Origin of the sequence: Pseudomonas putida (assembly GCF_001636055.1) — a bacterium.
GTDB classification, from domain to species: domain Bacteria; phylum Pseudomonadota; class Gammaproteobacteria; order Pseudomonadales; family Pseudomonadaceae; genus Aquipseudomonas; species Aquipseudomonas machongensis.
Map to the genome: position 1 here is coordinate 2,136,317 of NZ_CP011789.1, position 21,336 is coordinate 2,157,652.

Genomic DNA, 21,336 nt, shown 5'->3' on the forward strand with positions numbered 1-21,336 from the left:
ATGGACGTTCGCCTTTTCACCTTCCTGGTTCGCCAGCCTTCGGCGCGCCTGCAACCCCGCCTGCAATTCTGCGGTGTGTCCAAGCGCGCGCTGGCCTTCCTGTTGGCCAACGTCATGTTCTGGCAGCCACTGTGGGCGCAGGCTGCCGAAGGAGTGATGGTCAGCGGCGGCAATACCAGTGTCGGTCAGGCGGGCAACGGCGTGCCGATCGTCAATATTGCCGCGCCCAACGGCAGTGGCCTCTCGCATAACCAGTTCAGCGATTACAACGTCGGCCAGCAGGGGCTGATCCTCAACAACGCCACCAGCCGTACGCAGCAGACGCAACTGGGCGGCATCATCGTCGGCAACCCCAACCTGCAGGGCACGGCGGCGAGCATCATCCTCAACGAAGTCAACGGCGCCAACTCCAGCCAGCTACGCGGCTATACGGAGGTGGCGGGGCAGTCGGCCCATGTCATCGTCGCCAACCCGCATGGCATCACCTGTAATGGCTGCGGCTTTATCAACACGCCCCAGGTGACCTTGACTACGGGTACGCCGGTGATCGACAACGGTCAATTGACCCGCTACCAGGTGGAGCAGGGCAGCGTGGCGATCGAAGGTGCCGGGCTCAATGCCAGCAACGTCGACCGCTTCGAGATCATCACCCGCAGTGCGCAGATCAATGCTGGGCTGCAGGCCAAGCGCCTGGATATCGTCGCCGGACGCAACGATGTCGATGCCCGGACGCTCGCGGCGACGGCTCGAGCCGAAGAGGGTAGCGCCAAGCCGACACTGGCCATCGACAGCTCTGCCCTGGGCGGCATGTATGCCGGGGCCATCAAGCTGGTGGGCACCGAAGCCGGTGTAGGGGTCAAGCTCGATGGCCAGATGGCCGCCAGCGGCGGCGACATCCAGCTCGATGTCAACGGGCAGCTCACCCTGAACCAGGCCAGCGCCAGCGGCGCGGTGACGGTGCGGGCGGCAGGTGTCGATCTCCAGGGGCCGGTTCATGGCGCGTCGCGCGTCGAAGTGCTCAGCAGTGCCGAAGTGGTCAATCGCCAGGCGCTGACCGCAGGCGGCAAGCTGCAGGTCCAGGCTGTCGGCACCCTGAGCAACCTGGGCGTGATCGAGAGCGGGGTCAACACCGACGGCAGCCGCAATACCCAAGGCGATATCGACCTGGCCGCTGGTGCGCTGGTCAATACCGGCAAAAGCATCGTTGCCAGCCGTGACCTGAACGCCGACATTCGTGGCTCGCTGGACAACCGCGGCGGCACGCTGAGCGCTGCCCAAGACCTGCGCAGCCACGTCGGTGTGCTGGACAACAGCGCCCAGGGCCGCGTTCTGGCAGGCCGCGACCAGACTGTGCAGGCTGCCAGCCTGATCAACGATCAGGGCGGGCAGGTCGTTGCCACGCGTGCCCAGCAGATCACCGCCACCCGGGTCAGCAACCGCGCCGGGCAGCTCGCCGCTGGCGAGCGCCAGGCCATTGCCGCGCAGCAGGTGGACAATGACAGCGGGCGTATCAGTGCCGGCCGTGAACTGGCCGTGACCGCCAGCAGCGCACTGGATAACCGCGCCGGTACCCTGGCCGCCGACCGTGAGCTGCGCCTGCAGGCGGGCAGCCTCGGCAACCGTGACGGTGGACGCATCGCCAGCACCGGCCAGCTCGATGTCCAGGCCGGCAGCCTCGACCAGCGCGGCGGCGGCCAATTGCACGCCGACCAGGCGTTGAGCCTGGACCTGCGCGGCGGGCACCTGGAGAACAGTGACGGCGGCTTGATCAGCAGCCCTGGTACGCTGCGGCTGCTGGGCCTGGGCAGCGTCGGCAACCGCGCCGGCGAGATCTCCTCGGCGCAGGGTTACCAGCTTGCCACGCGCCAGCTGGATAACCGCGGTGGCAAGGTGCTGAGCGGCGCCGACCTGCAACTGGCGATTGTCGAGCAGTTGAACAACGGCGCAGGCCTGATCGCGGCACAAGGGCTGGCGCTCAGTGCCGCCGAACTGCTCAATGGCCAGGGTACCTTGCAGGCGCGTGGCACCCTGGCTGCACAGGTCAAGGGCCGGTTCGACAACCGTGGCGGGCTGACCAGCGCGGTCCTGGCCGCCGACGTTCAGGCGCTCGCGCTGGACAACCGTGGCGCGCGCATGACCAGCCAGCAGAGCCTGAGCCTGAGCAGCGCCAGCCTGGACAACAGTGAAGGTGGGCGCCTGGACGCCGATCAGGCACTCACCCTCGATCTGCTGCATGGTCATTGGAACAACGCTGGCGGGCGCCTGCACAGTGCAGGTGCGTTGGTGTTGCGCAATCTGGCGAGCGTGGACAACCGTCACGGCGAGATGCATGCCAGCAGCGGTTTCACCTTCGCCGCCGACAGCCTCGACAACCAGGATGGCAGCCTGTCGTCCAATGGTGCGTTGATCCTGCGTATCGCCGCCGTACTCGATAACAGTCGCGCCTTGATCAGCGCCGAGCAGCTGGACCTGAGCGCCGGTGACGTGCTCAACCTCGATGGCCGCGTGCAGGCCCGTCAAGGGCTCACCCTGAGCGTTCAGGGCGCGCTCGACAACCAGCGCGGCAACCTCGGCGGGCAGACCCTCGATGCCCACCTCGGCCGCCTCGACAACCGCGCCGGTCGCGTGCAGACCGATGCGGGACTGACCCTGACCAGCGCCGCTGTGCTGGACAACCGCAGTGGCGCCGTGATCGCCGGTCAGTCGGCAAATATCGACAGCGGTGACCTTGACAACACCGGTGGGCAACTGTACGCCGCCGATCATCTGAGCCTGAATGCCGCACGCCTGGACAACGGCACTGCCGCGCGCCTGCATGCTGGTCAGAGGTTGCAGGTCAGCGCCACGCAAATGCACAACGCCGGGCAAGTGTTCAGTGGCGCCGATCTGCTGCTGAACCTGCGCGGCGGTCTGCTCGACAACCAGGGCGGCCTGATCAATGCACCTGGCCAGTTGCTGCTTCGACAACTGGCTCAGGTCGACAACCGCGGCGGCGAGATCTCCTCTGCGCGGGCGTTCGAACTGCTGGCTGACAACCTCGACAACCGGGGCGGCAAACTGCTCTCCGAGCAAGCACTCACCTTGCGCATCGCTCGCGCCCTGGACAACAGCGTCGGCGGGCGCCTGGCTGCACCGCTCATCGATCTGCACAGCACGGCACTGATCAACAACGCCGGAGTGCTCGCCGCCACTCAGCGCCTGGACCTGCAGGCTGAAAGCCTCGACAACCGCCAGGGCGAAGTGCGTGCTGCGCACCTGAATGCGCGACTTGGCCAACTGGACAACCGCCAGGGCCTGTTGCAGGTCGAACAGGATGCCGAGTTGCAGTTGACGACGCACCTGGACAACCAGAACGGCACGTTGCAGGCCGGCGGGCCGCTGACGCTCGACGCCGGCAGCCTCGACAACAGCGCCGGGCAACTGACCAGTGATGCGGGCCTGCGCGCCCGTATCGCTGCCGGGTTGCTCAACCGTGGCGGCCTGCTCGCAGCCGGCGCTCAGTTGCAATTGAGCGCCGGCAGCCTCGACAACCAGGCCCAGGGACGATTGCTGGGCAAGGCCGGGCTGAGCCTGAGCGGCGAGTACCTGGACAACCGCGCTGGCCGTCTGCTCAGTGGCAATGCCCTGACCCTGGTGCTCGGTCAGGTGGACAACCGGGGCGGCATGGTGAGCGCCGAGGCCGGCATCGAGCTGCTTGGCCAGCGCCTGGACAACAGTGCCAGCGGCCTGTTCGAAGGCAAGGGCCCGTTGCGCCTGGAACTGGCTGAACTGAGCAACGCCCAGGCCGGTCGCGTTACCAGTGGCGCGACCCTCAGCCTCATCGGCGCCAACCTGGATAACCGCAACGGCGGTCGTGTCACAAGTCAGGGTGCACTGCTGGCCGAACTCATCGGGCTCGACCAGCGAGGCGGCGGGCAGCTGCTCAGCGACACCGCCCTGACCGTCGACATGCGCGGCGCGCGGCTCGACAACCGTCAGGGCCTCATCCACACCGCCGGCCAACTGCTGTTGCGCCAGCTTGGCGAGGTCGACAACCGCGCAGGCGAGATCTCCAGCGCGCGCAGTTTCGAGCTGGTCGCCCAGCGTCTGGACAACGGTGGCGGCCAACTGATCAGCGATGACGCACTGCTCATCCGTGTGGCGCAACAGTTGCGCAATACCCAGGGCCTGGTACAGGCCGACCAGCTTCAGGTGGTGGCCGGCACGCTGGATAACCAGCACGGCACTCTCGGCGCCGGGCAACGCCTGAACGTGCAGGTGGCTGCCGAGGTAGACAATCGCGGCGGCGAGCTGTCCAGCAGCGGTCAGACCCAGGTTCGCGCTGCCAGCCTGGACAACCAGGACGGCGCCGTACTGGGCGACGACAGCACGACCCTGACCCTGAGCGACGCACTGGACAACCGCGGCGGTACCCTGGCTGCCGGCAACGCCTTGCAGGTCGAGAGCGCGGGCCTGGACAACAGCGCCCAGGGCAGCCTGGTCAGCGACGGCAGTCTGCACGTACGCAGCACCGGCCTGTTCGACAACCAAGCTGGCGAACTGCGTGCCCGTGGCCTGATCGACCTGGCCCTGGGCCGTCTGGACAACCGTGGCGGCGTCGTCTCCGGCAAGCAACTGCTCAGCCTGCAGGCGAACAGCGTCGATAATCAGGCTGGCCTGCTGCATGCCGACAGCCTGTTGCAACTGCTGGTCGACCGCTTCGATAACCGCCAGGGGGTGACGCGCAGCAAGGACCGCCTGGATTACCAAGGTGCCGCGCTGGACAACCGCGAAGGCCTGCTCAGCGCCAGCGGGCCACTTGATCTGCGCCTGGCCCAGGTCGACAACAGCAAGGGTCGTATTGCCACTCGCGGTAATCTCGACGCCAGTGTTGCCACCTTGCAGCAGCAGGGTGGCGAGTTGATCGCCGAAGGTCGGCTCACCCTGCACGGCGATAATGCCGATAACCGAAGCGGTGGCCTGATCGCCGGCAACACGGGTCTCGACCTGCAGGTCGGTATGCTCGACAACCGTGGTGGCCAGCTCAGCAGCCTGGCGCAGGCTACTCTGGGCGGCACACAGCTGGACAATAGCGACGGTGGCAAGCTGATCGCCGGCACGCGTCTGGCCCTGACCGTCGAACGCCTGCTCAACCGCAATACGGCGCTGGTATTCGCCCAGCAGGTCGAATTGCGTGCTGCGCGGGTGGACAACCAGGGCGGTTCGATCGCTGCCGGGCAGGCTCTGCACCTGGTGCTCGACAACAGCGGCGTGCCACTGACCGAGGCGCTGCTGGACAACCGCGGCGGACGCCTGGACAGCGCTGGCCGCCTGATCCTGGAAGGCGGGCAACTGCTCAACCAGGCAGGCCAGCTTTCCAGCCACGGTGAATTGTCCCTCACGGGCATCCAGGCGCTGGACAACCGCGGCGGCACCATCGAGACCGACGCGGCGCTGACACTGGCCAGCGCCAGCCTCGACAACCGTGACCACGGCCGCATCACCGCCGAGGGTGACAATCGCCTGAGCAGCGGTGCTTTGAGCAACGGCCAGGGCGGCCTGATCAGCAGTGGGCAACTGCTGCAAGTGCGCGCCGGGCAGGTCGGCAACCAGGCCGGCACCTTGGCCGGACGTCAGGTACAGGCCAGCGTCAGCGGTCTCGATCAGCACGGCGGTGAACTGTTCAGCCTCGATGGCCTGAACCTGGACCTCAACGGCGGTGTGCTGGACAACAGTGCCGGGCTTATCCGCGGCCCGGGCAGCCTGCTGCTGCACAACCTTGGTCAGGTCGACAACCGCGATGGCGAGATCTCCAGTCTGGTCGGCTTCGAGCTGGCCGCGGACGGTCTGGACAACACCGGTGGCAAGCTGCTCTCCGGCGCCAGCCTGACCTTGCGCATCGCCCGGCAAATGGACAACCTGCGCGGCCTGGTCAGTGCGCGCAGCCTGCAGTTGCAGGCTGCCGGCCTGGACAACGGCGCCGGTCTGATCAGCAGCCGCGGCGACCTCCAGGTGCAGGTCGACGGCCTGCTGGGCAACGCAGCGGGCACATTACAGGCTGACGGCAAGCTGTTACTGGTGGCCGGCAGCGTATTCAACGGCAAAGGCCAGTTGTCTGCCAGATCGGGTCTGCAAGCGCGCCTGGGCAGCCTGGACAATCAGGCTGGCCAGATTGCCAGCGACACTACGCTGAACCTGCAGGCCGACACCCTCGATAACCGTGACAAAGGCCTGCTCGCCGCCAAGAGCCTGTTGACCGTGCACAGCGCTGCCTTCGACAACCGCGCTGGCGAAGTCTCCGGGCAGGGCGAAGTGCGCCTGAGCGGGCAGCGCTTGGATAACGGCGCTGGCTTGATCCTGGCCAAGGGTGCGCTGGTCATCGAGCAGCACACTCTGCTCAACGCCATGGGGCTGGTGTCCAGCGTGGGGCCGCTGACCCTCACCGGCACGCGGCTGGACAACGCCGGCGGCACACTGCGCAGCGGCGCCGACCTGAGTGTCGAGCTGGACGACGGCCTGCTCAACCAGAATGGGCGTCTGGACAGCGACGGCACGCTGAGCGTCAGCGCCGCAAGCATCGACAACGATCACGGCGTGCTGTCCGGTGCCGGCGACCTGCTGTTGCGCAGCCAGGGCACGCTGGGCAACGCCGGGGGACAGATCCTGGGCGACGCGGGCCTGGAACTGAGAGCGGCGCACCTGGACAACCGCGACGCTGGTACGGTCAGCGCCAAGGGCCTGCTGAGTATCAGCGCCGCCAGCGTCGACAACCTTTCCGGCGCCCGCCTGAGCAGTGCCGATCGCCTGCGCATCGAGGCTACCCAGCTCGATAACAGTGGCGGACGCATCACCAGTCAGCAGGCCTTGCAGGCCAACCTCGGCAGCCTGCGCCAGCATGGCGGCACGCTGTATAGCGCCAGCGGCGTGGCAATCGATCTGGCCGGCGGCACCCTCGACAACCAGGGCGGGCTGATCAATACCCCAGGTCAACTGCTGCTTACGCGCCTTGGCCGGGTCGACAATCGTGGCGGTGAAATTTCCAGTGCCAACGCCTTCACCCTGGCGGCCGCCGAACTGGACAACGGCAACGGTCGCCTGCTCGGCAACCAAGGCCTGAACCTGATCGTCGCGCGCAGCCTGGCCAACCTCAAGGGCCAGATCGCCGCCGCCAGCCTCTCGGTCAGCGCCGCCAGCCTGGACAACGGCGCGGGCCTGCTGACCAGCCGCGGCGATCTGCAACTGGACGTTGCCGGTCAGTTGGCCAACCAGGGTGGCGGGCTGCTCAATGCCGGTCGCGCACTCGTGCTGAACAGCGCGAGCCTGGCCAACCAAGGCGGTCAGTTGCTTGCCAGCGAACGACTGACCCTCGTGACCGGCAAACTCGACAACGGCAACAAAGGCTTGATCAACAGCCAGGCAGGTCTGGATCTGACAGCCACCGACGTCAACAACGACGGGGGCGAACTTTCCGCTGGCGCGGCGCTGCAGATCAAGGCACGCCAGTTCAGCCAGCAGGGCGGACGCCTGCTCGGCGACAGCACCTTGGCCCTACTGCTGGGCCTGGATGGCGGCGGCCTGAACAACCGCGATGGACTGATTCGCGCCAAGGGTGCCCTGACCTTGGCCAACCTGCGCGACCTGGATAACCAGCGTGGCGAGATCGCCAGCGACCTGGGCTTCGACCTGGCAGCACGGACCCTGAACAACGACGGCGGCCGGCTGATTTCGGCCCAGCGCCTGGGTGTCGGCAGCGGCGTGTTGAGCAACCAGGGCGGCCTGGTTTCCGGCTGGCAGGGCCTGTCGGTCAGTGCCGACAGCCTGGACAACCGCAACCAGGGCACGCTCTCCAGTCGCGCCGGCGACCTGGACCTGAGCGTCACTTCCAACCTCGACAACAGCAGCGGCGGCGCCCTGGTCAGCCAGGGCGCGCTGCGCCTGAACGCGGCTGCGCTGGACAACCGTAGCGGCTACCTGGCCAGCGGCGGACTCCAGCGCCTGCACCTGCTCGGCGCCCTGGACAACCGTCAGGGCCGCATCGATGCCGGTGGCGACCTGTTCATCCAGGCCGCCAGCCTCGACAACCGCAGCGCCAACGTCATCAGCCAGGGCTTGCTCAGCCTGGACCTGGCCAGTCTGCTGAACAACGCCCAGGGCCAGTTGCTCGCGACCAGCGCCTTGCAGGTGCTGGGCAACGCGACGCTGCTCAACCAGGGTGGTCAACTGGCCAGCCAGGGCACCCTGCAGTTGGCAGGCAGCCGTCTGGACAACTCTGCCCAGGGCACCCTGGCCGCCAACGGCGCGGTAGCCGTGACGCTCGCCGACACCCTGGCCAACGACCAGGACGGCCTGATCTCCAGCCGTGACGCCAGCGTCAGCCTGCAAGCCGCCAGCCTGACCAACCAGGGCGGTGCGGTACAGGCCGGCCAGGCGCTCGATGTGCGCCTGCAGCAAGTGCTGGACAACCAGCGCGGCAAACTGATCGCCCAGCAGGGCCCGCTGGCGCTGTCGGCCAGCAGCACGGACAACCGCGGCGGTGTGCTGGCCAGCCTTCACGGGCTTTTGCAGGCGCAGGTCGCTGGCCTGTTGCGCAACGACCAAGGCGGCACGCTGCAGGCCAGCCAGCTCAACCTCGTTGCCCTCGGCGGTCTGAACAACCAGGGCGGTCGTCTGGCGGCGCAGGCAGGGCCTCTGGTTATCCGTACGCAACAGTTGGACAACCGTAATGGCGGGCTCTACGGCCAGGGCCAGGTCACCCTCGAGGCGACTGCGCTGGACAACAGCGCCGGTGGCAAGCTCGCCGGTCAAGCGCTGGACTTGACCCTTGGCGGTGCTTTGTACAACCGCGCAGGAATCATCGAAAGTGACAGCCGCCTGGGCCTGGTCGCTGCCACCCTCGACAACCAGGGCGGTCAATTGCGCAGCCTTGGCGGCGCCCAGAGCCGCCTGCAGGTTACCGGGCTGCTCGACAACCGCACTGGCGCCCTTGAAATCGGCAGCCAGGACTTCAACCTGCAGGCCGGCACCTTCCTCAACCAGCAGGGCCGCCTGCTGCACGGTGGCAGTGGCGACCTGCAGATCGGCATGGCCAACCTCAGCAATGCCGGCGGTGACATTGCCACCCTTGGCGGCCTGACCCTGGAGGCGGCCAGCTGGACCAACAGCAGTGTGCTGCAGGCCGCGCGGCTGACGCTCAACGTCGGCGAGCTGACCCAGACAGCCTCCGGGCAGTTGCTGGCGACCCAGCGGCTGTCGGGAAGTGGCGGCAATTGGCTCAACGACGGCCGGATCATCAGTGATGGCAGCCTCGACCTGCACCTTGGCGGACGCTATGCCGGCAATGGTCGCATCGCCAGCCTTGGCCAACTGGGCATTGATGCCGGGCAGCTAGAGCTTGGCGTCACTGGCAGTATCGCCGGGGGCGACAACACGCGTATCGCAGTAGCCGGTCAAGTGTCCAACCAAGGCCGCCTGACCTCGGCACGCAACTTCGAAATGCTGGCCGGGAGCATGACCAACGTCGGTACCCTGGCCGCCTCGCAGGACTTGACGGTCGTCAGCCAGGACTTGCGCAACGTCCAGGCTGCCGATGGCAGCCGTGGTTTCATGTTCAGTGGCCAGAACATGAGGCTTCAGGTGGGCGCTTTCAGCAACGAATACGCCGATGTCTACAGCCTCGGCAATCTGCTGGTTGGCGGTGTGACGGGCGGAACGCGGGCAAACAGCGTGCTCAACAGCTCTGCCAGTATCGAAGCGGCGGGTGATATCGACCTGCAGGCCGCGAGCGTGATCAACAAGCGTGAAAAATTCCGTTCGGACACGCAGGTGACCAGCGGCTCGATCAGCATCTACTGCGTCCAGCATTGCGGTCGCCCTGGCGGCAAGTGGGTGCGTGGGCCGGCGTTCATCTCGCAGACGGTTTCCACCGTTGTGCATGAAGATTCGCCCATGGCAATGCTGATGGCCGGCCGTAACCTGACGATTGCCAGCACTGCACTGAACAACGAATTCAGCCTGATCTCCGCCGTCAACGACCTGGCCATCGACAGCGCCAATATCTCCAACGTGGCCGGCGGTTCGGCTTCGGGGACTGACCGCCATCAGATCGGCAAGGACGTGAAGATCTCCGGTCGTTACTTCTACGAAATGATCGATGCGGTGGCCGCCTACGATCAGGCCCATCCGCAATCTGGGCCGTTCGATCCGGTGGCTTTCAAGGCCTTGGTCGACAAGTTCGATCCGGGTGTGTTCATCGGGATCGATGACAAGATCAAGGTCGAGGGTGGCGCCCCCGTGGCCCCCGCGATCATCCAGGCCGGTGGCAAGGCAAGGCTGACCGCCAGCAACGACATCAGCAACATCGTGGTGCAGAACACCGCGTCATCCATCAGCCAGCGGTCTTCGGACACTACGGTCTCCGGCGGGGCCCAGCCGACCATCGTGACGATTCATCAGCAACTGCCGCCTGACCTCGCCCAGCAGCAGGTCAACCCGCTGACCCTGCCCGGCTTCAGCCTGCCTACCGGTCAGAACGGCTTGTTCCGCCTCAGCGCCCAGGCTGCCAACCAGGCCAAGGCCAGCGCTACGTCCAGCGTCCCGACCCAGTGGCAACTGGGCAGCGCGAGCATCGACCTGCAACAGCGCCAGCAGCCCACGCCGCTTGTGCAGGGCCGCAGCGTCGACCTCGCCGAGCTGGCCACCGTCGCTGGCAGCGACCGCGCCCTGCAGGCGCATCAGCGTCAGGCCGCAGGTCTGGACCCGGGCGCCACCAACGTGCGCGTGGCGGCCATCGATCAGGCCCAGGGGCCGGGTGCACTGCCCAGCCGCAGCGGCGAAGTGGCCGCCAGCCAAGGCACGTCGAGCCAGGTAGGAGGGGCCGCCGACGGGTTGCACTGGTCCACTGCACAGCCTGGGCCGAGCACGCCAATCACGCTTGCCCAGCCCTCCACCGAGACCATCGTTGCCCGCGACACCAGCCTCCCGGCAATGACGTCGGTGGCCGCGCCGACGCTCCAGCAGGCCCTCCCGACCGTCGCCAGCACCGTCTCCACCGCCATGACACTGCCCGCGGCGCAGAGCATCCCGCGGGTGCAGGGGGTTCCGGCCAATACTGGCACCCCGCAGCCGCACAAGTACCTGATCGAGACCAATCCGGTACTCACCGACCTCAAGCAGTTCATGAGTTCGGACTATCTGCTTGGCAACCTCGGCTACGACCCTGACCAGAGCTGGAAGCGCCTGGGCGACGGCTTCTACGAGCAGCGTCTGATCCAGCAGGCGGTGGTCGCCCGCACCGGTCAGCAATTCATCGATGGCCAGGCCGACGGCGAGGCCCTGTACCGCCACCTGATGGACAACGCTCTGACGAGCAAGAACCAGCTCGACCTCCAGGTCGGCGTCAGCCTCAGCGCCGAGCAGGTCGCCGCTCTGACCCACGACATCGTCTGGCTTGAACAGCACGAGGTGATGGGCGAGCAGGTGCTGGTGCCGGTGCTGTACCTGGCCCACGCCAACAACCGTCTGGCGCCCAACGGCGCCCTGATCGCCGGCAACGACCTGACCTTGGTCGCCGGCCAGAACCTGGACAACAGCGGCACCTTGCGGGCCAGCAACAACCTCTCCGCCAGCGCCGGCCACGACCTCGACAACAGCGGCCTGATCGAGGCCGGTAGCCGTCTGGACCTGCTGGCTGGCAACCGCATCGTCAATGGCGCCGGCGGCCTGATCAGCGGCCGCGACGTCAGCCTCACCAGCCTCAGCGGCGATGTGGTCAACGAGCGCAGCGTCAGCAGCCATGCCAGCGGTGCCGGTGCGTACAGCAAGCGTGCTGACTTCGTCGACAGTGCCGCGCGTATCGAGGCAGCCAATGACCTTTCGATTCATGCTGGTCGCGACCTGATCAATAGTGGCGGTGTATTGAGTGCTGGAGCCGACCTGGATATCCGCACCGGGCGCGATCTGCTGATCACCTCGGCGCAGCAGGTCGACAGCACGCAGATAGGCTCCAACTACCGCACGCAGACCACGCAGCAATACGGCTCGCAGGTGACCGCAGGCGGCGACCTGGCCTTGAGTGCCGGTCGCGATTTCACCGCCATCGCCAGCACCCTGGAGGCCGGGCGCAATGTTGCGGTCGATGCACTGGAGAACCTGACCCTGGCCTCGGCGGCCAACGAGTCGAACTTCTACAGCAAGACCAAGAAAGTCACCCGCCAGGAAGACCACGTCAGCCAGGTCGGTACTTCGGTCAAGGCAGGAGGTGATGTTGCGCTGACCGCTGGCCAGGACCTGGCGCTGATTTCCAGCCGCGTGAGTGCCGGGGACGAGGCGTACCTGTATGCCAGGGAGCAACTGTCGTTGCTCGCCGAGGCGGACAGCGACTACTCCCTGTACGACAAGAAGAGCAAAGGCAGCTTCGGCAGCAAGAAGACCAAGCGCGACGAAGTCACCGATGTGCGACATGTTGGCAGCGAAGTCTCGGCGGCAGGCGCTGTCACGCTGGCGAGCGGCGGCGACCAGCGCTATCAGGCGGCGAAGCTTGAGAGCGGTGAAGACCTGACCTTGGCCAGTGGTGGGGCGATCACGTTCGAGGGCGTCAAGGACCTGCATCAGGAGAGTCACGAGAAGAGCAAGTCGAACCTGGCGTGGAACAGTGCCCAAGGTAAGGGAAGTACGGATGAGACGCTGCGCCAGACCTTGATGGTAACCCAGGGGGAATTGGCGATTCGGGCCGCTGGCAAAATAAATATTGATATTAAGCAAATTGACCAAAACACCGTCAGCCAAACGATTGATGCAATGGTCCGAGCAGAACCCCAGCTGGCGTGGATCAAGCAGGCCGAGGCCAGCGGACAAGTGGATTGGCGAGTAGTAAAAGAAATTCACGACAGCTGGGATTACAAAAATTCAGGACTGGGAGCAGCGCCCGCCCTGATTATTTCAATTGTCGCGAGCGTCTACCTTGGTCCTCTTGCAGGTGCCATGGCCAGTAACTTTGCAGTAGGAACCATAAACGGTGGTGGAGACATTGGTGCTGGCCTAAAAGCGGCAACCAGCAGCAAGGCCATAAAGGGATACGCTACGCAGATGGTGACAAGCGGAATTTTGAGTGGAATAGACACAGCAGTTGCGGGGTGGAATCCCGATGGCCCGTTGGTTCTGAGTGCCAGTGGCATCAATAATCCAGGGTATAGCTCTGGTATGTTGGATTGGAATTCGGTCAGCCAGAACATCCTTCGTAGCAGCACGCACGCTTTGGTCGCTGGCAGTGTGAACACAGCGATAAATGGAGGCAGCTTCAAAGATAATCTTGGGGCTGCTGCTGTGTCTGAAGGATTGGATTTGGCGGCGGCCTTCGGTAATAAACAGGTCGGTGATTTGGCTAATTATCTCAACGTCAGTCCTGGCTCTGCACAAAAAATCCTGATGCACGCAGTCTTGGGTGGTGCGCTGTCATCCGCCAAGGGAGGAGACTTCAAAACAGGGGCACTGGCAGGTGCGGCAGCGCAGGGGCTCACGGCGGCTACAAGTGCAGGTCTAGGCAAGTATCTCGATTCACGGTTTGCTACGGACGACCAGTTCAAGGTGGCGACCGCCCAGATTATTGGGGTTTTGGCAGGAGCCCTGGGTAATGGGAACCCTGAAACCGCCAGTTGGGTGGCAGGAAACGCTCAGCGCTATAATGACTTTTTACATCCCGGGGGAAGTTGGGGGGCGGAAGCTGCTAGCTTAGGAGCATATATGGCTGAGCAAGGCAAGACACCCGAGCAGATTTCTGATGCGCTCCAGTCCTTGGCTAGAAGCGATGGGTACAAAGGCCCGGGTCATGATTATGTAGCTGGTTGGGTGTATTCTCCAGCTGTGTTGGGCACGGCTTTATCGCCTCCGGCAGGACTAGCTGGCGCAGCGATGGGCGGTGTCATTGGCGGTGGTGCTAACATTAGCTATCAATTGTCTACGGATAAGCCGTTTAGTTATGTGGATGCCGCCATTGCTACCACTGTGGGTGGCGCAACTCAAGGTCGCGGGGTCGCATTCACTATTGGTGCAGGCACGGGAGGGGCATTTTTAGGGAGCTTGATTAAAGGTGATAGTCCAATATATCCAGTTTTAGGTGCGGCCATCGGCGGTGCTGTGGGTTTGAAAAGTGGGCAAGTTGTAACTGATAAATTGAAGCCGTATCTCGGAAGTTATTCTGAAATTGTAGGTGCCTCTTTGGGGTCTCAGATTTCCGAAGCTACAGGTGGCAAGATAGGATCAATAGGAGATAGCAAATAATGAAACCCAAGTCGAGGTTTCAAGCTTATATACTATTTTTAGTCTATTTGGTTGTTTTGTTTTTCTTTGGAGGGGTCGTATCAAATTTTTTAGGGGCTATAGCCCTGTATTTTAAATATGACACATGGCATTTTGGCTGGGCTGATATTTCCGGCGTGTTTCCTGGATTTCTAGCCTATGCGGTCCCTGTCTGGTTTGGGATATGTCTTGCTTCATATTTCAAATGGGGCGGTGGGAAGTAAATTCCGAAGTAATTTCCGAGCGTGGATTGCTTGAGTCTCAAGGTTTCAAACTTAAGTGAAGCATGCCTGCATTGACCTAGTGTGAGCAATTTAATGCGTCGCAGAGCTACATAGCTCCATTATTAACTGCACGGGCGAAAGTAGAGGCAGCCTAACCCACCCCGGCCAATGCTTCCTCGCCGGCCAGGCCGCCGACGAGAAGCTGTTCCGCTACCTGATGGACAACGCCATCGCCAGCAAGGACAAGCTGTCGCTGAGCGTGGGCGTGTCGCTCAGCGCCGAGCAGGTCGCCGCCCTGACCCACGACATCGTCTGGATGGAGCAGGTCGAGGTCAACGGCGAGAAGGTGCTGGCGCCAGTGCTGTACCTGGCCCACGCCAACGGTCGCGTCCCCCTCAACGGCGCGCTGATTCAAGGCCGTGACGTCAACTGATCAGCGGCGGCGACCTGGTCAACGTCGGCACCCTGCGTGCCACCAACAACCTCGCCGCCAGCGCTACCAACATCAGCAACAGCGGGCTGATCGAAGCGGGCGGGCGCCTGGACATGCTCGCCACCGACTCGATCCGCAACGCCCAGGGCGGGATCATCGCTGGCCGTGAAGTGAGCCTGACCGCGCTGACCGGCGATGTGATCAACGAACGCAGCGTCACCCGCCTGGAAGGCCGGGCCGGTGGCGAGCATGTGACCAAGGACCTGGTCGACAGCGCTGCGCGCATCGAGGCGGCGAACGACCTGACCGTCACCGCTGGGCGCGATATCGGCAACGTGGGCGGGGTGCTCAAGGCGGGTGGCGATATCAGGCTGGATGCTGGTCGCGACCTGTCCATCGTCAGCCAGGAAGGCGTCGACAGCCACGAGTATCAACGCCGCCGTGTCAGCGGCCACGACACCAGCATCACCCAGTATGGCAGCGAGATCAGCGCAGGCGGCAATCTCACCGCCACGGCAGGCCAGGACCTGAGCATCGTCGCCAGCGAAGTCGAGGCACGCCGCGACCTGGCCCTGCAGGCCGGCCGCGACGTGACCCTGGCCGCTGCGGCGAACGAGGAGCACAGCTACGCCAAGGGCAAAAAGGGCAAGACCAAGTACGAGCGGCAGGAGGATGACGTCGAGCAGCAGTCTGCCGTGGTGAAGGCCGGCGGCGACCTGGCCATCGACGCCGGACGTGACCTGCGCCTGGTGGCGAGCAAAGTCAGCGCCGGCGAGGAAGCCTACCTGGTGGCCGGCGACAAGCTGGAGCTGCTGGCGGCCAACGACAGCCAGTACTCCCTGTATGACATGAGCAAGAAAGGCGGCTGGGGCAGCAAGCAGACCCAGCGCGACGAAGTCACCGACGTCAAGGCGGTGGGCAGCGAAGTCAGCAGCGGTGGCGACCTGACGTTCAAGAGCGGCGGCGATCAGCTGTACCAGGGCGCGAAGCTCGCCTCGGGTGCTGATCTGACCATTGATAGTGGCGGCGCGGTGACGTTCGAGGCGGTCAAGGACCTGCATCAGGAGAGTCACGAGAAGAGCAAGTCGGATCTGGCGTGGACCAGCGCCAAAGGCAAGGGAAGTACTGATGAGACGCTGCGCCAGACCCTGATGGTAACCCAGGGGGAATCGGCGATTCGGGCCGCCGGCAAAATAAATATTGATATTAAGCAAATTGACCAAAACACCGTCAGCCAAACGATTGATGCAATGGTCCGAGCAGAACCCCAACTGGCGTGGATCAAGCAGGCCGAGGCCAGCGGACAAGTGGATTGGCGAGTAGTAAAAGAAATTCACGACAGCTGGGATTACAAAAATTCAGGACTGGGAGCAGCGCCCGCCCTGATTATTTCAATTGTCGCGAGCGTCTACCTTGGTCCTCTTGCAGGTGCCATGGCCAGTAACTTTGCAGTAGGAACCATAAACGGTGGTGGAGACATCGGTGCTGGCCTAAAAGCGGCAACCAGCAGCAAGGCCATAAAGGGATACGCTACACAGATGGTGACAAGCGGAATTTTGAGTGGAATAGACACAGCAGTTGCGGGGTGGAATCCCGACGGCCCGTTGGTTCTGAGTGCCAATGGCATCAATAATCCAGGGTATAGCTCTGGTATGTTGGATTGGAATTCGGTCAGCCAGAACATCCTTCGTAGCAGCACACATGCTTTGGTCGCTGGCAGTGTGAACACAGTGATAAATGGAGGCAGCTTCAAAGATAATCTTGGGGCTGCTGCTGTGTCTGAAGGATTGGATTTGGCGGCGGCCTTCGGTAATAAACAGGTCGGCGATTTGGCTGATTATCTCAACGTCAGTCCTGGCTCTGCACAAAACAAGGTGGCGACCGCCCAGATTATTGGGGTTATGGCAGGAGCCCTGGGTAATGGGAAAGCGATGGGTACAAAGGCCCAGGTCATGATTATGTAGCTGGTTGGGTGTATTCTCCAGCTGTGTTGGGCACGGCTTTATCGCCTCCGGCAGGACTAGCTGGCGCAGCGATGGGCGGTGTCATTGGCGGTGGTGCTAACATTAGCTATCAATTGTCTACGGATAAGCCGTTTAGTTATGTGGATGCCGCCATTGCTACCACTGTGGGTGGTGCAACTCAAGGTCGCGGGGCAGGTTTTACCCTAAGTGCAGGAGTGGTTGGAGCTTATTTGGGTAGTTTAATCAAAGGCGAGTCGCCGACATACTCTCTCATCGGAGCGGCTTTAGGCGGTGTAGCAGGTCTAAAAACTGGTCAGACGGTAACAGGAAAGCTTAGGCCATACCTCAAGAACTCCGCAGAGGTGACTGGAAGCGCCATCGGTGCCTTCGCGTCTGAAAAAGTAAGTGGTGAGATAGGTTCGTTAGGAGATGGGAAGTGATTAAGCCTCGATCAAGGTTGCAAGCGTTCATTTTGCTATTTATATATCTAATAGGTGCGTTTTTTTTAGTTGGTGTTGCTTCAAGGTTTTTAGGTTCGTCAATTAATTACTACAATTTTGGAGTGTGGAGTTTTGGTTGGTCTGATGTTCCTGGAGAGCTTCCCGGTGCGATTGCATATGCAGTGCCGGTTGGGGTTGGAATTTGTGTTTTGTCATATATGAAGGATGGTCGTGGGCGTTGATCTTTATAATCGCTGCTCATGAATTTTCTTGACCTATATGGCTCAATGAAAACTGGCGCGTGCGGGTAGTACGGCAGCGAGATCAGCGCAGGCGGCAACCTCACCGCCACAGCAGGCGAGGACCTGAGCATGGTTGTCAGCGAAGTCGAGGCACGCCGCGACCTGGCCCTGCAGGCCGGCCGCGACCTCACCCTGGCTGCTGCGGCCAACGACAGCCAGTGCTCGCTGTACGACATGAGCAAGAAAGACGGCTGGGGCAGCAAGCAGACCCAGCGCGACTAAGTCACCGACGTCAAGGCGCTAGGCAGCGAAGTTAGCAGCGGTGGCGACCTGACGCTCAAGAGCGGCTGCGATCAGTTGTACCAGGGGGCGAAGCTTGCCTCGGGTAATGACCTAACCATTGACGGTGGCGGCGCGGTGACGTTCGAGGCGGTCAAGGACCTGCATCAGGAGAGTGGCGCCAGCGACCGGTGTTGCAGGTGTCGTATCAGGTGCGGCAATTTCCGGCGGAGCGAATATCGGTTATCAGTTATCCACCGATAAGCCGTTTAGTTACGTGGATGCATCAATTGCTGCTACTGTTGGCGGGGCCACTCAAGGCAGAGGGTTAGGGTTCACTCTCGGTGCTGGGGCGGGTGGCTCTTATTTAGGAAGTTTGATCAAGGGTGAAGATCCGACGTATTCACTTTTGGGAGCAATTTTAGGCGGGGTAGTGGGTTTCAGAACTGGGCAGGTGGTGTCTGGCCAGCTGAAGCCATATGTAGGAACTTCGGCTGATGTTTTAGGTAATATGTTTGGTTCTGTTGCTTCAGAAGTCACTGGAGGAAAAGTGGGATCTTTGGGAGAGGGCAAATGATTAGGCCAAAATCAAGTTTTCAAGCTTTTCTGTTGCTGTTTTTTTACTGTTTTTTAGGGTTTATGCTAGTGAGTGTTATGGGGGTTGTTCTAGGGGCGGCAATAAATTTTTTTAAGATAGGCAGTTGGATGCTTGAGTGGTCGGAAATTTTCCGGCTGGTTCCTGGAGCTTTAATCTACACGGTGTTTGCTACGGTGGGCATATGGGGGCTGGCTCGGCTGAAAGACCATAAAGAACGTAAAGCCTCCAGAGATAAAGAGGAGAAACGGTGAAAGGTATGCCTCTATGTGCTGTAACCAAGCTCGGTTCTGTAGGAGATATAAAGTGAAGCTGGAAAGAGCTGGGTTTTTGTTGATGGCTATGTTGTTGGTGTATTCTGTATTGTTTTTTCTTGGAGTTGGGGTGTTGGGGCACCTTGTAGGGTCGATTATTGGTTATTATAAGTTTGATTATTGGGTATTTGGTTGGGAGGATATTCATAAGTCTATTCTTGTTGGATTGTCTTGCGGGGTTCCAGTCGCTTTAGGGATATGGGTGAAGTCAAAGGTGGCAGAGGTTAAAAAAAGCGCAGCGACTGATTTTTTATTTGTGGTTGTGTTGGGGTTGTCTGGGCTTTAGAGGGGCGGAATTTGTGGGGGTCTAAATTTATCTAGGATGCCAATTGTGTATTTGGTCGGATCAGTTCGCTTATAGGCGCAAGAATAGAGCGTGGCGATGTAATTCAAGGGCTTGGAAAGCTAAAGACTTCGAATGTGTCGTATCGAAAAGGTGAGATGAAATTTATTGCCCTTGATTCAATTGGGCTTAATAAATTCAAAGATTGGTTTCGCCCTCAGAGCTCCGTCGGTTGCTTCAAGTGTCGCGCGTGCGCGTGGCCGCCATCGATCAGGCCCAAGGGCCGGGTAAACTGCCCAGCCGCAGCGGAGAAGTGGCCGCCCGCCAAGGCACGTCGAGCCAGGTAGGAGGGGCCGCCGACGGGGTGCACTGGTCCACTGCACAGCCTTGGGCGAGCACGCCGATCACGCTTGCCAGCCCGTTACCGCGACCACTGCAGGTGGTGCCTGGGCAGCAGGTACCGGCGCTGCCCTGAGCGGGATTGGTTGGGCCAATGCGGCGGTGACGGCCGGGCTGACCGGCTTGACCAGCAATGCGGCGATCAGCGCCATCAACAACCGCGGCAACCTGGGGTTGGTGGTCAAGGATACCTTCAGCAGCGACAGCCTGAAGGGCGCGGTGATCTCCGGCCTGGTGACCGGCGTCACCGCTGGCTACATCGATCCCAAGTTCAGCGGCGACAATGCAGGCTTCAGCCGTACTTATGGCTTTGACCTGAGCAAGCTCGAAGGCATAGGTGGCTTCGGCCTGCGGGCCGGTGCGATCGGTGTGACCTCGGGTGCGATCAAGACCGTGGTGAACGGTGGGAGCCTGAGCGACAACCTGCTCAACGCATTGGTGTCACAGGCGTCCAACGTCGTCGCAGCCTCCGCCTTCAATGCCATCGGCAACCTCGCAACGAAGAACCTGGCCGACGCAGAAAGCCGCAGCGATGCCGCCGCTATCGCGTTGTGGCAGGAAGGTGGCGCAGGCCGTGTAGCCTTGCACGCGTTGGCAGGGGGCGCCGTTTCTGTGGCCTCCGGCGGCGACTTCGCCAGCGGAGCGACGGCTGCCGGGGCCAACGCCGCTATGGCGGGGGCGCTGGATGAGCTCTACAAGAAGCAGCCTGCGCTGCGCGATACCTTCTCGCAACTCACCGGACTCGCTGCGGCGGGGCTGGTCAACGGTGACGTCGAGAAAGGTGCCTGGATCGCCCAGATGGCCGACCGCTACAACCGGCAGGCGCATCCGAAAGAGGTGGTCCAGATCAAGAAGCAGGCACCTGCACTCGCCCAGGAGCTAGGTATCAGCCCCGCCGAGGCGGAGCGGCGCATGGCCGAAGCCTTGGCCTACTACACCGACAACGAGTGGCGGCAGGTGATTACCGCCAATGGCAGGAGCATCGACGCCAGTACCCTGGCGCACCTCGGCCAGGCGCTGGCGCCAATGGCGGACAGCCTCGACGTGAGCCGCGCCAATGGTGACGTGCCTATGGTGGGGGAGGCGGGCAAGCAGTACACCGCGCAGCAGACCGTGGCATTGCTCAAGGACTATGCGAGCACGCATAGCGCCGAGTTTAATGATTCCACCAAGAATCGCGAGTTCCTGCGTCCTGGGGGGGACCCCGAGTACGCCGCGTACTACGCCAATAACCTGAACTTCGGCAAGTACGATCCCACGGCAGAAACGCTGGGTTCGGTGGCGGGTGTAGGCACGGCGCTGGGCGACATGCTCAAAGGCTTGTATGGCCTAGGCAAGGGGTTGCTGACCGACACCCAGAACACCGCATCGCAGGTGCCTCATCAGGTGATCAACGCCTTGAGTCACCCTGAAGCGGTGGTGCAGGAGTGGCAGGACATGCGCGCCGAGGCGACCCTGTATCGGCTGCAGGGCAATCCTACGGCAGCGGCGCGGGTGGAGGCGGAGTGGCAGACCAAGTTCGTGATGAGCCTGGTGCCGGTACCGGTCGGCAAGGCCGGGAAGCTGGGTCAGGTGAGCAAGACGGTGGCCGAGCGCGAGGCCATTGCCGAAGCGGTGGGTGGTGCGACGGGCAGACAGGTGCCGGGGTTGCCGTCGTATTACCGCGATGGTTCAGGGGTTGGTGCGAACGTGGTGGCGCCGGAGGGGTATACGGCGGTAGTGAGCCTAGGTAAGACTGTTTCTTTGGTCTAAAAGATGCTGCTAAAGGCAGTTGGAACGATTATCGCAGGTGCGGGCTTGCGGCACATGAAGCAGCTTGCGGGCACTTGATTGCGAAGCATTTGAGCCGATTTTAAGTGCCGTAGATGCCTGTTCGCAGGCCCCGAGCCGGT

Annotated in this window: 7 protein-coding genes and 2 pseudogenes; all 9 read left to right on the forward strand. The window is 62.4% G+C overall.

Going from position 1 to position 21,336, the window contains the following annotated elements:
* Positions 1-14,253, forward strand: a complete 14,253-nt coding sequence (locus AB688_RS26745; RefSeq protein WP_063543748.1) for a filamentous hemagglutinin N-terminal domain-containing protein — start codon at positions 1-3, stop codon at positions 14,251-14,253.
* 405 nt (positions 14,254-14,658) lie between these two features.
* Positions 14,659-16,847, forward strand: a pseudogene (locus AB688_RS09825) (hemagglutinin repeat-containing protein); the annotation flags it as partial.
* Positions 16,848-16,963: 116 nt separating this feature from the next.
* Positions 16,964-17,332, forward strand: a complete 369-nt coding sequence (locus AB688_RS26750; RefSeq protein ID WP_155738196.1) for a hypothetical protein — start codon at positions 16,964-16,966, stop codon at positions 17,330-17,332.
* A complete protein-coding gene (locus AB688_RS26755; RefSeq protein ID WP_155738197.1) occupies positions 17,329-17,574 on the forward strand; it encodes a hypothetical protein in 246 nt (81 codons plus the stop codon). Before AB688_RS26750 ends, AB688_RS26755 begins: the two co-directional genes overlap by 4 nt.
* A gap of 72 nt (positions 17,575-17,646) precedes the next feature.
* A pseudogene (locus AB688_RS27385) lies at positions 17,647-18,030 on the forward strand (hemagglutinin repeat-containing protein); the annotation flags it as partial.
* A complete protein-coding gene (locus AB688_RS26765) occupies positions 18,029-18,430 on the forward strand; it encodes a hypothetical protein (RefSeq protein ID WP_155738198.1) in 402 nt (133 codons plus the stop codon). The pseudogene AB688_RS27385 and the gene AB688_RS26765, both read left to right, overlap by 2 nt.
* Positions 18,427-18,702, forward strand: coding sequence for a hypothetical protein (locus AB688_RS09830; RefSeq protein ID WP_063543754.1), 276 nt, complete (start codon positions 18,427-18,429; stop codon positions 18,700-18,702). Before AB688_RS26765 ends, AB688_RS09830 begins: the two co-directional genes overlap by 4 nt.
* A gap of 52 nt (positions 18,703-18,754) precedes the next feature.
* On the forward strand, positions 18,755-19,048 hold the full coding sequence (locus AB688_RS26770; protein WP_155738199.1) for a hypothetical protein: 294 nt from the start codon (positions 18,755-18,757) through the stop codon (positions 19,046-19,048).
* A gap of 384 nt (positions 19,049-19,432) precedes the next feature.
* Positions 19,433-21,196, forward strand: a complete 1,764-nt coding sequence (locus tag AB688_RS09835) for a DUF637 domain-containing protein (protein WP_063543756.1) — start codon at positions 19,433-19,435, stop codon at positions 21,194-21,196.
* The last annotated feature ends 140 nt before the right edge of the window (positions 21,197-21,336 follow it).